We start from the raw sequence: 13,660 nt of genomic DNA, 5'->3' as shown, positions 1-13,660 counted from the left end.
CGTGAACCTGCTCGAACTCGACGACCTCTGCATCGCCTACGACAGGCCGCACGGCCGCCGCACAGTGGTCGACGGCCTGAGCCTCGCGCTGCCGCGCGGCGAGATCGGCTGCCTGCTCGGCGCGTCCGGCTGCGGCAAGACCACCGTGCTGCGCGCGATCGCCGGCTTCGAGCCCGTGCGCATGGGGCGTATCGTGCTGGACGGCACGCCGGTCGCGGCGCCGTCGCTCGACGTGCCGCCCGAGCGACGGCGGATCGGCCTGATGTTCCAGGATTACGCGCTGTTCCCGCACCTGAGCGCGGCCGACAACGTCGCGTTCGGACTGCGGCGCATGCCGAAGGCCGAACGGCGCCTGCGCGTCGCGGAGTTGCTCGACCTCGTCGGCCTCGCCGATGCCGGCGACGCCTATCCGCACGAACTGTCGGGTGGCCAGCAGCAGCGCGTCGCGCTCGCGCGCGCACTCGCGCCGTCGCCGGAATTGCTGCTGCTCGACGAGCCGTTCTCGAACCTCGACGTCGATACGCGCGAGCGGCTCGCGTTCGAGCTGCGCGACATCCTGAAGCGTACGGGCCACACCGCGATCCTCGTCACGCACAACCAGGCGGAAGCGTTCGCGATCGCCGACCGGATCGGCGTGATGAAGGACGGCCAACTCGCGCAATGGGATACGCCGTACGCGCTGCATCATCATCCGGCCAGCCCGTTCGTCGCGGATTTCGTGCGCCGCGACGCGCTGGCCGACGAACGCGCACGCGCGCTGGCGCGCGGCCGCTGAAGCCGCGCCGCCGACGCGATGGCGCGGCGGCGTGCCCGTCAGGCCGGCTCGGCCAGATCGCGCACGGGCAGCGCGGTCGAATACTTGATCTGCTCCATCGCGAACGACGAACTGACGTCGAACAGCGGCACCGTGCGAATCAGTTGCTTGTACACGCGGTCGTAGTCGTCGATGCCGGCCACGACGACGCGCAGCAGGTAATCGGTCTCGCCGCTCATCCGGTAGACCTCGACTACTTCCGGCATGTCGCGCACCGCCTGCGTGAAGCGCTGCGCCCACTCCTCGGTATGCTGGTTCGTGCGGATCGCGACGAACACGGTCGTGCCGACCCCGAGCTTGCGCGGATCGCACAGCGCAACCTGCGCGCGAATCGCGCCGGTTTCCTTCAGACGCTGCACGCGCTTCCAGCACGGCGTCTGCGACAGGTTCACGCGCTGTGCCAGCTCCGCGATCGGCAGCGTGGCATCCGCCTGCAGCAGCTCCAGCAGCTTGCGATCGATGGCGTCCATTTCTCCATTCCCTCGTCGATAGAAATTTATTCTATTCATCCTGCCCGACGGGGAACGATATGAAAACTGTCTCGGCGCGTCGACCGGTGTAAATACCGATCCGTCACGCAGTCGCCGCGCCAAAGAAACAGGCGACGCCACCCGACAGGGCGGAATCGCCTGAATTTGCCGGCGCGTCGCGGCTTGCGCGTCGCGCGCGCCCCGGCCGGCGCTCACACGCGGCCGGCCGTCATGCCGCTCAAATACTGCTCAATACGCGACCGTCGCGATCTCGCGCACGAAGCCGTCCTGCTCGAGCGCGTCGACGAACGCGACCGCGTAGTCTTCCGCCGAGATCTTGCTGTTGCCTTGCGCGTCCACGATCAGCTTGCCGACGCCCGTGCGGAACGTGCCCGTGCGCTCGCCCGGCGCGATCAGCGCGGCCGGCGCGAAGAAGGTCCAGTCGAGATCGGCGACCGTCTTCAGGAAGTCGAGCGCGTCGCGGTGCGCGAGCGCGACCGCCTTGTACGCTTCGGGGAAACCTTCGGTGTCGACGAGCTGCTTGCCCGGCGCGACTTCGAGCGAACCTGCACCGCCCACCACGACGAGCCGCTTCAAACCGGCCTGACGCGTGCCGGCGACCAGCGCCTTCGCAACCGCGACGACCTTCGCCGCGTCGTCCTGCTTCGGGCCGTACGCGCTTGCGACGACGTCATGGCCCGGCAGCGCGGCCGCGATGCTGGCCGCATCGAACAGGTCGGCCGCCTTCGCAGTGATGCCGTCGCCGGATGCGCCCGGATGGCGCGACAGCGCCGTGACACGGTGGCCACGCCGCACGGCTTCCGCCGCGATGCGCGAGCCGATCATGCCGGTGGCGCCGAACAGCGCGATATTCAACGAACGTTGCGTCATATCGATTCTCCAGAGTTGAAAATATGTAACACAATTAATTACATATAAGACCGAAAAAAACGGGGCGAAGCCCCCGTTGCGCCGATCGCCGCGCGTACGCGCCGTCCGGCTTCCTGCCCTGCCTGCCGACGGTCAATCGCCGTCGGCACCCGCCATCGATTACCCGCCGGCGCGCGCCGCCCGTTGCGTGCGCTGCTCCCGATCCAGCATGTCGGCCGTCACGTCGACGAGCGTGCGTGTGGCGAGCGACGCCTCCATCGCGCGCTGCGCGTCGCCGATATAGCCCGTCAGCACGCCCTGGATGTGCCGCCCGACGAGACACGCCGGATTCGGCGCCTCGCGGTGCAGCGCGAACAGCTGCGCATCGTCGACCGCGCGATACACGTCGAGCAGCGTGATCTCGCTCGGCTCGCGCGCCAGCAGCGCACCGCCGCCCGCGCCGAGCTGCGACGTCGTCAGCCCTGCGGCCGCCAGCATCGACAACAACCGGCGAATCAGCGCCGGATTCGTATTCACGCTGCCCGCGATGATGTCGGACGACAACGGCACGCCTTCCTGCATCGACAGCAAGGCGAGCACGTGGACGGCAAACGCGAACCGGCTGCTGGTATTCATTCGTGACTCACTCGGCGACACCGGCCCGACCCGCAACCGGCGACATATGTAACCATCATAATTACAATTCGCGGATCATGCAAGCCCGCGTCATTCGCCGCTCGCGGGTTTCGTCCCCGAGGCGCCCTGCTGGCTCCACTGCTGGAGTTTCTTGCCGGCTTCGGCGATCTTCGCGCCCGCTTCGGAAGCCGCATGCGCGACGACCGCGGACGCCGCCGCGTCGATCTGCGCCTGCGCGGCCGACGCGAGGCCGCTGGCGGACAACGGCGGCACGGCCGACGCCGCGGACGCGAGGCCGGCCTTCGCCGCGTTGATCTGTTGATTGACGGTGCTTGCCACCTGGTCGAGCGCCTTGGCCGCATGGTTCGCGGCGTCGGCCGCCGCGCTGGCGGCCGTATCGGGTTGGGCGGCCGGCGTGCCGGACTTCTCGCAGCCCGCGAGCAACAGCAGCGCACCGGCGGCCACGGCCGCCAGCACGAACCCGGGCGCGCGACGCGCCCGCGATGTCTTCATGTTCATCAGCAATCTCCGGCCGCGCATGGCGCGACCTCGTGGTTGGACCGGGGTTGATGATACCGCCTGTGGAACAGGCCCAATGACGACCCACCATTAAAAATGCCTTTCAATTTCGGACTCGTCTGATTCAATCGCACGCGCCACGCCTCTAAAGTGGGCACGCTTCGATCCGCTTCGTACGTGCCCCTTTCCCTCGTCATGGCTTTCCTCGTTGATTGGCTCATCGCCCTGGCCGCGCTGCTCGCGGCCACCCTGTTCCTGTGTCTGCGCGCGCCGTCGGCGCGCCGCCTCGCCGCATCCGGGCGGCCGCGCCGCATCGCCTGTGCGCGCCTGCTCGCGCAGGCCGTGATCGGCTTCTGGACGGCCGCGCTGATCGTCGCGCAAGGCATCCTCGGCGCCGATGGCGACGGCCAGTCCCTCGCCAGCTTCGCCGCGCTCGCGTTCGCCGCGCTCGGGCTGGCGACCGTCGCCGCCTACTGGTCCGCGTGCGCGCTGCGGCTGCGCCGGCCGCCCACGCTGTTCGAGCGCCACTGACGCGCCAGATCGGTGCGCGCCCCGCGCCGGCGCGCACCGTTTCATTCGTCATACGCACCAGTTCGGCACGCATCGCACCACGCACGTGCACCCGACGCGCTGCGCGGCCGGCGGCGGTCACGCCCCGATCCCGTGCACGATTCACCGGAATGCCGCATCGCGCGGGTCTCCCGGCACCAATTCCACGCAGCCGTTCACCACGTTGGCTCGATACTTGCGTCCTCGCCCGTTTTTTGCGCAAGGAAGCCACGGCATGGATGGTCTGAAATCCGGCGTCGACACACTGTTCCTGTTGATCGGTGCCGTCATGGTGCTCGCAATGCACGCGGGCTTCGCATTTCTCGAACTCGGCACGGTTCGCAAGAAGAACCAGGTCAACGCGCTCGTGAAGATCCTGGTCGACTTCTCGGTGTCGACGCTCGCGTATTTCCTGATCGGCTACACGATCGCGTACGGCGTCGAATTCTTCGACGACATCGGCACGCTGTCGCAGCACAACGGCTACGCGCTCGTGCGGTTCTTCTTCCTGCTGACGTTCGCGGCGGCGATCCCGGCGATCGTGTCCGGCGGCATCGCCGAGCGCGCGAAGTTCAATCCGCAGCTCGTCGCGACGCTGATCATCGTCGGTTTCATCTATCCGTTCTTCGAAGGCGTCGCGTGGAACGAGCGCTACGGCGTGCAAGCGTGGCTCACGCACGCGTTCGGCGCGCCGTTCCACGACTTCGCGGGCTCGGTCGTCGTGCATGCGTTCGGCGGCTGGGTCGCGCTGCCGGCCGTGCTGCTGCTCGGCGCGCGCCACGGCCGCTATGCGAAGGACGGCCGGATCGCCGCGCATCCGCCGTCGAACATCCCGTTCCTCGCGCTCGGCGCGTGGGTGCTCGCGGTCGGGTGGTTCGGCTTCAACGTGATGAGCGCGCAGACGCTCGACAAGATCAGCGGCCTCGTCGCGGTGAACTCGCTGATGGCGATGGTCGGCGGCACGCTCGCGGCATGGATGGCCGGCCGCAACGACCCGGGCTTCACGTACAACGGGCCGCTCGCGGGCCTCGTCGCGGTCTGCGCGGGCTCCGACGTGATGCACCCGATCGGCGCGCTCGTCACCGGCGCCGCGGCCGGGGCGCTGTTCGTCGCGATGTTCACCTGCGTACAGAACCGCTGGCGCATCGACGACGTGCTCGGCGTCTGGCCGCTGCACGGGATGTGCGGCGCGCTCGGCGGCCTCGCGGCCGGCGTGTTCGGGCTGCCGGCGCTCGGCGGTCTCGGCGGCGTGTCGTTCCTGTCGCAGCTCGTCGGCACGCTTGGCGGCATCGCGATCGCGACCGCGGGCGGCACGCTCGTCTACGGCGTGCTGAAGGCGACCGTCGGCCTGCGTCTCGATCGCGAAGCCGAATTCGACGGCGCGGACCTGTCGATCCACCGCATCTCGGCCACGCCCGAGCGCGACTGAGCGCAAACGCTTGCGACCGGCGTCCGTCAGCTCACCGGACGGACGCCCGACGCATCATTACGTTTCCGATTCAAAAAACTTTCATCTAGCGTCCTTACACTTCGGTCCAGTTTTCAATCCGCCTTCACGAAGCTTGCCGCTCGCCTGCTTCGCGAAGGCCATGCTTCCAACAACCGAAACTGGACTCCACATGCCCGCGTTGCCCAATGCTTCCCGTCGTCAGGCCCTGAAGATCCTCGCCGGCGCGCCGATGCTTCCCCTTTCCGGCCTCGCGCTGCCGGCCCTGCTGACGGGTTGCGGCGGCGACGACGATCCCGCGTCGACGCCGGTCGCCGCCGCCTATACGTCGGCGGCATTCTCGGCGATGGCCGCGCCGACGCTCGACAACGCGGCCGCGATGGCCACGACGACGGTTGGCTCGACGCTGGCGGTGTCGTTCTCGGACGGCTCGTCGCGCAACTTCAAGCTCGCGTACAAGCCGTTCTTCGTGACCGGCGACATGGTGCCGGACGGCAACGGCGGCACGACGCTCGCGGGCGGCTACTACGACATCAACAACCAGCCGATCATCGATCGCTCGGTCGCCGGCAAGGAACGCCAGTTCTATTCCGACTGCCCGGACGGCAGCTCGCTGCTGACGCTGAAGAACGCCACCGTGCCCGGCGTGAAGGGCAACGCGGTGTTCGCGGTCGTGCAGTTCGAATACACGACGCGCGACCAGGCGAGCGCATCGCAGTACGGCCAGCTGCCGTCGCCGATCGCGGTGATCACGCTCGACCAGGACCCGGCCACCGGCGCGCTGAAGGTCGTGAAGTACCACAACGTCGACACGTCGAAGGCGCACGGCCTGTGGATCACCTGCGGCGCGAGCCTGTCGCCGTGGGGCACGCACCTGTCGAGCGAGGAATACGAGCCGGACGCGACGAAGGCCGCGACCGACGCGCAGTTCAAGGCATTCAGCAAGAACACGTTCGGCGACGAGACGAAGGCGAACCCCTACCACTACGGCCACCTGCCCGAGATCACCGTGAATCCGGACGGCACCGGCACCGTGAAGAAGCACTACTGCCTCGGCCGCATCTCGCACGAGCTGATCCAGGTGATGCCGGACCAGCGCACCGTGATGATGGGCGACGACGCGACCAACGGCGGCCTGTTCATGTTCGTCGCGGACAAGGCGGCCGACCTGTCGGCCGGCACGCTGTACGTCGCGAAGTGGACGCAGACGTCGTCCGCCGGCGCGGGCACCGCGACGCTCACGTGGATCAGGATCGGCCACGCGACCAGCAGCGAGATCGAAGCGCTCGCGAACACGCTGAAGGCGTCGGACATCATGGACCTCGCGACCGTCGACCCGAACGATGCGAGCTACACGAAGATCCATTTCGGCGGCAAGTTCAACTGGATGCGCGTGAAGCCGGGGATGGAAAAGGCGGCCGCGTTCCTCGAGACGCACCGCTACGCGGCGCTCATCGGCGGCAGCATGGCGTTCACGAAGCTCGAAGGCACGACCGTGAACGCGAAGGACAAGATCGTCTACACGGCGATGTCGCGGATCGAGACGTCGATGGTCAAGGGCAACGCGGTGTCGCGCGACGTCGCGGTCGACAAGAAGATCGCCGCGGGCGCCGTCTACGCGCTGAACCTGAAGGCCGGCCAGCGCGACACGACGGGCGCCGCGATCGACAGCGAATGGGTGCCGGTCGACATGGGCGCGCCGGCCGCGCTGGTCGGCGAGGATCTCGCCGCGGCCGACGCGCTCGGCAACCTCGCGAACCCGGACAAGATCGCGAATCCGGACAATCTGAAGTTCTCCGAAAAGCTGCGCACGCTGTTCATCGGCGAAGACTCGGGGATGCACGTGAACAACTTCCTGTGGGCCTACAACGTCGACACGAAGTCGCTCGCGCGCGTGCTGTCGTGCCCGGCCGGCGCCGAATCGACGGGCCTGCACGCGGTCGACGAAATCAACGGCTGGACGTACATCATGAGCAACTTCCAGCACGTGGGCGACTGGGAATCGCCGCTGCACGACAAGGTCAAGCCGACGCTCGACCCGCTCGTGCGCGCGAACTACAAGGATCGCTTCGGCGCCAGCGTCGGCTACCTGACGGCCGAGCAGACCAGCATCAAGCTCGCGAAGGGCTGACCGGCCACGCACGAGGGGCGTGGCTCGCCAGCCGGGCACGCCCACCGGGCCCCTTTCTTCATCATCGTTCATTCGTCGGCGCTCCACGCCGTTTCACGCGCGATGCCCACTGTGGGCATCGCGCTTTTTTTTGCGTGGGCGAATCGTGCAAGCAGCGCAAACGGCACGCGCAAGCAGGCGCGAAACCGGCCAGGACGGGGCGTTTGCGGCGATCGGGGGATAATACGGGCCTGACGCGTCCGGGCGGACGGTCGGAAAGACAGGCAAAAAAAAGCGCCACGGAGACCGTGGCGCTAAAAAAGTTCTAGCCATTCCGAGGGCCGTGCTAGAACCTGAGAGACTGCGCGAAACATCGTTGCCGGTTAAACTCTTGAAACGATGTTTCGAAAACGTGAGACATTCTTTCCGTTTCCGCCCGACAAGTCAAGCGGTATTTGCACCGGTTCATGCACTTTCCGGCAATGCTCCTTTGAGCGTTTTCCTAATAAACCAAGGGTGAACCCGTAAAATCTCATCCAATGACCGGTTTGCCCTCGGAACATGCATCCTTTGACAATAGTCCTACAATACCAACAAAATTGAAATCGAGTTTCGGAATTAGAGAGAATCCCTCGTGTCGACACCTGTAACCTCTCCCGCGTCGCGGGACCGTGAATCGTCGCCCGACGAGATCACCGCCCTTGCCCGCGGCCTCGCCGTGCTGCGCCGCATCGCGGCTGCCGACGCGCCCGTCAGCAACCGCGAACTGACCGAATTGACCGGCATCCCGAAGCCGACCGTCTCGCGCATCACCGCGACGCTCGTCAGCGCCGGCTTCCTGTTCCAGTTGCCCGACAGCGAGCGCTTCGTGCTGACCGCGTCGGTGCTCGAACTGAGCCACGGTTTCCTGCGCAACTTCGACATCCGCGCGCGTTCGCGGCCGTTCATGATCGAGCTGGCCGAGCGCACGTCGCTGTCCGTGCACCTCGCGGTGCGCGACCGGCTCGACATGGTCGCGATCGACGTGATCCGCCCGCGCTCGGCCGTGCTCGTCACGCGCCTCGAGATCGGCTCGCGGATGGACATCGCGCGTACGGCCGTGGGCCGCGCGTATCTCGCCGCGCTCGAGGACGACGAGCGCCGCCAGCTGCTCGAGTCGCTGCGCACCACGGCCGGCGACGACTGGCCGCACGTATCCGCCCGCCTGACGCCCGCGCTCGACGAAGCGATGCGCGACGGCCACGCGATCGCGATCGGCGAATGGCGCGAAGGCCTGAATGCGGTCGCGGCCGGTTTCGTCGGCCCGTCGGGCCAGCGCTATTCGGTGAATTGCGGCGGCGCGTCGCACCAGTGTCCGCCCGAATGGCTGCAGCAGCACGTGGTGCCCGCGCTGCAGGAATGCATCACGAAAATCACCCGCGAAATCGGCGGCGCGCCGGCCCGGCGCATCGGCCTGTAACCGTTTCGTCATCGCGCCGTCGCGTTGTGTAACGACCGTAACCCGTTGAAAGATAGACCGCTGGACTGTAACGGGGACGGCACGTAGGATCATGCCCATCGTCGCGCCGCATTCGCGGTGCGCACCGCTCTTTTCCCGCGCGGATCGGCGGGGCCCCGGACCGAGCCGGGCCGCCCCGTCCCGTCACCCGCACGCCCACGCGCAGCCGAGCAGCCCGATTTCCGGCCCGCCTCGCCGTCTTCCTGACAGAACACGATGGATAACGAACAAAAGCCCACGCCCCCTTCGAAAGACCCCGCGCCCGCCGTCGCCCGGCGCCCGCGCCGCACGCTGCTGATCGGCACCGCCGCGGTCGTCGTGATCGGCGGCCTGTTGTGGTGGCACCCGTGGAACCGCACGCCGGCGGCAGGCAGCACCGCGAAAGGCGCGGGCGCCAGCGCCGCCGCGGGCAGCCATCGCGGCCGCGGCGGCCCCGCCGCGATGGCGAACATGCCGCAGCCGGTGCAGGTCGCGACCGCGACGCAGGGCGAGATGCCGATCGTGCTGTCCGCGCTCGGCACGGTCACGCCGCTCGCGAACGTGACGGTGAAGACGCAGCTGTCGGGCTACCTGCAGTCGGTGTCGTTCCAGGAAGGCCAGCTCGTCAAGAAGGGCGACGTGCTCGCGCAGATCGACCCGCGTCCGTACCAGGTCGCGCTCGAGAACGCCGAAGGCACGCATGCGCGCGACGCGGCGCTGCTCGCGACCGCCCGCCTCGACCTGAAGCGCTACCAGACGCTGCTGTCGCAGGACTCGATCGCGTCGCAAACCGTCGATACGCAGGCGTCCCTCGTCAAGCAGTACGAAGGCGCGGTGAAGACCGACCAGGCCGCGATCGATTCCGCGAAACTCAATCTCACGTATGCGCGCATCACGGCGCCGGTGTCGGGCCGCGTCGGCCTCCGCCAGGTCGACCCCGGCAACTACGTGACGCCGGGCGATACCAACGGCATCGTCGTGATCACGCAGTTGCAGCCGATGAGCGTGATCTTCACGACGTCGGAAGACAACCTGCCGCAAATCCTCAAGCAGGTGAACGCGGGCCAGAAGCTGTCGGTCACCGCGTACAACCGCAACAACACGGTGCCGCTCGAGACGGGCGCGCTCGCGACGCTCGACAACCAGATCGACACGAGCACCGGCACGGTCAAGCTGCGCGCGAATTTCGATAACAAGGCAGGCATGCTGTTCCCGAATCAGTTCGTGAACACGCGGCTGCTCGTCGACGTGATGCGCAACGCGACGATCGTGCCGACCTCCGCCGTGCTGACGGGCTCGATCGGCCAGTTCGTCTACGTCGTCAAACCCGACGATACGGTGACCGTGCGCAAGGTCACGATCGGGCCGGTCGACGGCGAACGCACGAGCATCGTCAGCGGCGTCGCGCTCGGCGAGCGCGTGGTGACCGACGGCTCGGACCGCCTGCGCGAAGGCGCGAAGATCTCGATTCCGGCCGACAAGCCGAAAGGCGCGTCGGGCGCGCACGGCGCCGGCGCGGCGTCGGGCGCCTCGGCGGCCTCGGGCGCGGCCGGTCATCGCGGCGGACACAAGCACGGCGCGTCGCAGGCCGCGGCCCCCGCGGCCCAGTAACGCGCGGGCCGCTCGATGAATCCATCCCGCCTCTTCATTCTCCGGCCGGTCGGCACCGCTCTCCTGATGGCGGCGATCATGCTGGCCGGTCTCGTCGCGCTGCGCTTCCTGCCGCTCGCCGCGCTGCCCGAAGTCGACTATCCGACGATCCAGGTCCAGACCTTCTATCCGGGCGCGAGCCCGGAGGTGATGACGTCGTCGGTCACCGCGCCGCTCGAACGCCAGTTCGGGCAGATGCCGTCGCTGAACCAGATGTCGTCGCAAAGCTCGGCCGGCGCGTCGGTGATCACGCTGCAGTTCTCGCTCGACCTGCCGCTCGACATCGCCGAACAGGAAGTGCAGGCCGCGATCAACGCGGCCGGCAACCTGCTGCCGTCCGACCTGCCCGCCCCGCCGATCTACGCGAAGGTGAACCCGGCCGATGCGCCGGTCCTGACGCTCGCCGTCAAGTCGAAGACGCTGCCGCTCACGCAGGTGCAGGACCTCGCGGACACGCGCCTCGCGATGAAGATCTCGCAGATCGCCGGCGTCGGCCTCGTGAGCCTGTCGGGCGGCAACCGGCCGGCCGTGCGGATCCAGGCGAACCCGACCGCGCTCGCGCAGTACGGGATGAACCTCGACGACCTGCGCACGACGATCTCGAACCTGAACGTCAACACGCCGAAGGGCAACTTCGACGGCCCGACGCGCGCGTATACGATCAACGCGAACGACCAGCTGACGAGCGCCGACCAGTACAACAGCGCGGTCGTCGCGTACAAGAACGGCCGCCCGGTGATGCTGACCGACGTCGCGACGGTCGTCGCCGGCTCGGAGAACACCAAGCTCGGCGCATGGGTGAATGCGGACCCGGCGATCATCCTGAACGTGCAGCGCCAGCCGGGCGCGAACGTGATCGCGACCGTCGACGCGATCAAGGCGCAGTTGCCGAAGCTGCAGGAAACGCTGCCGGCCGCGCTCGACGTCGAGATCGTCACCGACCGCACGACGATGATCCGCGCGGCCGTGCGCGACGTGCAGTTCGAGCTGCTGCTCGCGGTCGCGCTCGTCGTGCTGGTGATGTACCTGTTCCTCGCGAACGTCTACGCGACGATCATCCCGAGCCTGTCGGTGCCGCTGTCGCTGATCGGCACGCTCGCGGTGATGTACATGGCCGGCTTCTCGCTGAACAACCTGTCGCTGATGGCGCTCACGATCGCGACCGGCTTCGTCGTCGACGACGCGATCGTGATGATCGAGAACATCGCGCGCTACGTCGAGGAAGGCGAATCGGGGCTCGAGGCCGCGCTGAAGGGTTCGCGGCAGATCGGCTTCACGATCATCTCGCTGACGGTGTCGCTGATCGCGGTGCTGATCCCGCTGCTGTTCATGGGCGACGTGGTCGGCCGCCTCTTCCACGAATTCGCGATCACGCTCGCGGTGACGATCGTGATCTCGGCGATCGTGTCGCTCACGCTCGTGCCGATGCTGTGCGCGAAGCTGCTGCGCCATTCGCCGCCGCCGGAGAGCCACCGCTTCGAGGCGCGCGTGCACCGCGCGATCGACTGGGTGATCGCGCGCTACGCGGTCGCGCTCGAATGGGTGCTGAACCGCCAGCGCTCGACGCTCGTCGTCGCGCTGCTGACGCTCGGGCTGACCGCCCTGCTCTATGTGTTCGTGCCGAAGGGCTTCTTCCCCGCGCAGGACACCGGCGTGATCCAGGCGATCACGCAGGCGCCGCAGTCGATCTCGTACGGCGCGATGGCCGAACGCCAGCAGGCGCTCGCGGCCGAAATCCTGAAGGACCCGAACATCGACAGCCTAACGTCGTTCATCGGCGTCGACGGCAGCAACATCACGCTGAACAGCGGCCGGATGCTGATCAACCTGAAGGCACGCGACGAACGCACCGAAACCGCCGCGCAGATCATCCGCGACTTGCAGCAGCGCGTCGCGAACGTCACCGGCATTTCGCTGTTCATGCAGCCGGTGCAGGACCTGACGATCGATTCGACGGTCAGCCCGACGCAGTACCAGTTCATGCTGACGAGCCCGAACTCGGAAGAATTCGCGACCTGGGTGCCGAAGCTCGTCGCGCGGCTGCAGCAGGAGCCGTCGCTCGCCGACGTCGCGACCGACCTGCAGAGCAACGGCCAGTCGGTGTACATCGAGATCGACCGCGCGAGCGCCGCGCGCTTCGGCATCACGCCGGCGACCGTCGACAACGCGCTGTACGACGCGTTCGGCCAGCGCATCGTGTCGACGATCTTCACGCAGTCGAACCAGTACCGCGTGATTCTCGAATCGGAGCCGAAGGAGCAGCACTACGCGCAATCGCTGAACGACATCTACCTGCCGTCGGCCGGCGGCGGCCAGGTGCCGCTGTCGTCGATCGCGTCGTTCCACGAGCGGCCGTCGCCGCTGCTGGTCGCGCACCTGTCGCAGTTCCCGTCGACGACCATCTCGTTCAACCTCGCGCCGGGCGCGTCGCTCGGCGAGGCCGTCAAGGCGATCGAGGCCGCCGAGAAGGACATCGGCCTGCCCGGCTCGTTCCAGACGCGCTTCCAGGGCGCGGCGCTCGCGTTCCAGGCGTCGCTGTCGAACCAGCTGTTCCTGATCCTCGCGGCGGTCGTCACGATGTACATCGTGCTCGGCGTGCTGTACGAGAGCTACATCCACCCGATCACGATCCTGTCGACGCTGCCGTCGGCCGGCGTCGGCGCGCTGCTCGCGCTGATGATCACCGGGCACGACCTCGACATCATCGGGATCATCGGCATCGTGCTGCTGATCGGCATCGTAAAGAAGAACGCGATCATGATGATCGACTTCGCGCTCGAGGCCGAACGCGTCGAAGGCAAGCCGCCGCGCGAGGCGATCTACCAGGCGTGCCTGCTGCGCTTCCGGCCGATCCTGATGACGACGCTCGCCGCGCTGCTCGGCGCGGTGCCGCTGATCGTCGGCTCCGGCGCGGGCTCCGAGCTGCGCCAGCCGCTCGGGATCGCGATCGCCGGCGGCCTGATCGTGTCGCAGGTGCTGACGCTGTTTACGACGCCCGTGATCTATCTCGGCTTCGACTCGCTCGCGCGCCGCGTGCGCGGCTGGTTCGAACGCCACGGCCCGCAAGCCGGCACGCGCACGGATGCGTAAATGAAACGACCCCCACGCTCACTTCGTT

11 protein-coding genes are annotated in these 13,660 nt (G+C 67.6%); 7 read left to right on the top strand and 4 right to left on the bottom strand.

All coding sequences use genetic code 11. The annotated features are described in order from the left end of the window. Position 1 precedes the first annotated feature (1 nt). Entirely contained in the window at positions 2 to 775 is a 774-nt protein-coding gene (locus tag HWX76_RS27440) for an ABC transporter ATP-binding protein (RefSeq protein WP_176016607.1), read from the top strand. 38 nt (positions 776 to 813) lie between these two features. Here HWX76_RS27440 and HWX76_RS27435 read toward each other — a convergent pair whose 3' ends face one another. The 4 genes from HWX76_RS27435 to HWX76_RS27420 all read right to left on the bottom strand — a co-directional run bounded on the left by HWX76_RS27435 (position 814) and on the right by HWX76_RS27420 (position 3,309). After that, entirely contained in the window at positions 814 to 1,284 is a 471-nt protein-coding gene (locus HWX76_RS27435; RefSeq protein ID WP_006484401.1) for an Lrp/AsnC family transcriptional regulator, read from the bottom strand. 249 nt (positions 1,285 to 1,533) lie between these two features. After that, positions 1,534 to 2,175 carry an NAD(P)H-binding protein gene (locus tag HWX76_RS27430; RefSeq protein WP_050011363.1) on the bottom strand — a complete coding sequence of 214 codons (642 nt, stop codon included), beginning with the start codon at positions 2,173 to 2,175 and terminating at the stop codon, positions 1,534 to 1,536. A 159-nt stretch (positions 2,176 to 2,334) separates the two neighbouring features. Continuing rightward, positions 2,335 to 2,790: an Rrf2 family transcriptional regulator gene (locus HWX76_RS27425; RefSeq protein WP_050011364.1), complete on the bottom strand. Its 456-nt coding sequence runs from the start codon at positions 2,788 to 2,790 to the stop codon at positions 2,335 to 2,337. 90 nt (positions 2,791 to 2,880) lie between these two features. After that, positions 2,881 to 3,309: a hypothetical protein gene (locus HWX76_RS27420; protein WP_050011365.1), complete on the bottom strand. Its 429-nt coding sequence runs from the start codon at positions 3,307 to 3,309 to the stop codon at positions 2,881 to 2,883. Positions 3,310 to 3,504: 195 nt separating this feature from the next. On the opposite strand from HWX76_RS27420, the gene HWX76_RS27415 reads away from it, so the two are divergent. The 6 genes from HWX76_RS27415 (at position 3,505) to HWX76_RS27390 (ending at position 13,632) form a co-directional block, all read left to right on the top strand. Then, complete coding sequence (locus HWX76_RS27415) at positions 3,505 to 3,840, top strand: hypothetical protein (RefSeq protein WP_050011366.1); 336 nt, start codon at positions 3,505 to 3,507, stop codon at positions 3,838 to 3,840. A gap of 253 nt (positions 3,841 to 4,093) precedes the next feature. Then, on the top strand, positions 4,094 to 5,287 hold the full coding sequence (locus tag HWX76_RS27410) for an ammonium transporter (RefSeq protein WP_050011367.1): 1,194 nt from the start codon (positions 4,094 to 4,096) through the stop codon (positions 5,285 to 5,287). 190 nt (positions 5,288 to 5,477) lie between these two features. Further along, positions 5,478 to 7,436 (top strand): alkaline phosphatase PhoX, encoded by a 1,959-nt coding sequence (locus tag HWX76_RS27405; RefSeq protein WP_050011368.1) that lies wholly within the window; start codon positions 5,478 to 5,480, stop codon positions 7,434 to 7,436. 613 nt (positions 7,437 to 8,049) lie between these two features. Next, entirely contained in the window at positions 8,050 to 8,874 is an 825-nt protein-coding gene (locus HWX76_RS27400; RefSeq protein ID WP_176016606.1) for an IclR family transcriptional regulator, read from the top strand. A gap of 255 nt (positions 8,875 to 9,129) precedes the next feature. Further along, positions 9,130 to 10,503, top strand: a complete 1,374-nt coding sequence (locus HWX76_RS27395) for an MdtA/MuxA family multidrug efflux RND transporter periplasmic adaptor subunit (RefSeq protein WP_050011370.1) — start codon at positions 9,130 to 9,132, stop codon at positions 10,501 to 10,503. A 15-nt stretch (positions 10,504 to 10,518) separates the two neighbouring features. Then, positions 10,519 to 13,632: an MdtB/MuxB family multidrug efflux RND transporter permease subunit gene (locus HWX76_RS27390; RefSeq protein WP_050011371.1), complete on the top strand. Its 3,114-nt coding sequence runs from the start codon at positions 10,519 to 10,521 to the stop codon at positions 13,630 to 13,632. Positions 13,633 to 13,660: the final 28 nt, after the last annotated feature.

The sequence above is a fragment of the Burkholderia sp. BCC0398 genome (assembly GCF_902833245.1).
GTDB classification, from domain to species: domain Bacteria; phylum Pseudomonadota; class Gammaproteobacteria; order Burkholderiales; family Burkholderiaceae; genus Burkholderia; species Burkholderia sola.
Note: the sequence above shows the minus strand (reverse complement) of the source record. Positions and strands in the feature narration are given on the sequence as shown.

What these genes read in the sequence shown, in the direction of transcription:
- HWX76_RS27435 (WP_006484401.1), bottom strand. Translation starts at nt 1,284, where the DNA reads ATGGACGCCATCGATCGCAAGCTGCTGGAGCTGCTGCAGGCGGATGCC.
- HWX76_RS27430 (WP_050011363.1), bottom strand. Translation starts at nt 2,175, where the DNA reads ATGACGCAACGTTCGTTGAATATCGCGCTGTTCGGCGCCACCGGCATG.
- HWX76_RS27425 (WP_050011364.1), bottom strand. Translation starts at nt 2,790, where the DNA reads ATGAATACCAGCAGCCGGTTCGCGTTTGCCGTCCACGTGCTCGCCTTG.
- HWX76_RS27420 (WP_050011365.1), bottom strand. Translation starts at nt 3,309, where the DNA reads ATGAACATGAAGACATCGCGGGCGCGTCGCGCGCCCGGGTTCGTGCTG.
- HWX76_RS27415 (WP_050011366.1), top strand. Translation starts at nt 3,505, where the DNA reads ATGGCTTTCCTCGTTGATTGGCTCATCGCCCTGGCCGCGCTGCTCGCG.
- HWX76_RS27410 (WP_050011367.1), top strand. Translation starts at nt 4,094, where the DNA reads ATGGATGGTCTGAAATCCGGCGTCGACACACTGTTCCTGTTGATCGGT.
- HWX76_RS27405 (WP_050011368.1), top strand. Translation starts at nt 5,478, where the DNA reads ATGCCCGCGTTGCCCAATGCTTCCCGTCGTCAGGCCCTGAAGATCCTC.
- HWX76_RS27395 (WP_050011370.1), top strand. Translation starts at nt 9,130, where the DNA reads ATGGATAACGAACAAAAGCCCACGCCCCCTTCGAAAGACCCCGCGCCC.
- HWX76_RS27390 (WP_050011371.1), top strand. Translation starts at nt 10,519, where the DNA reads ATGAATCCATCCCGCCTCTTCATTCTCCGGCCGGTCGGCACCGCTCTC.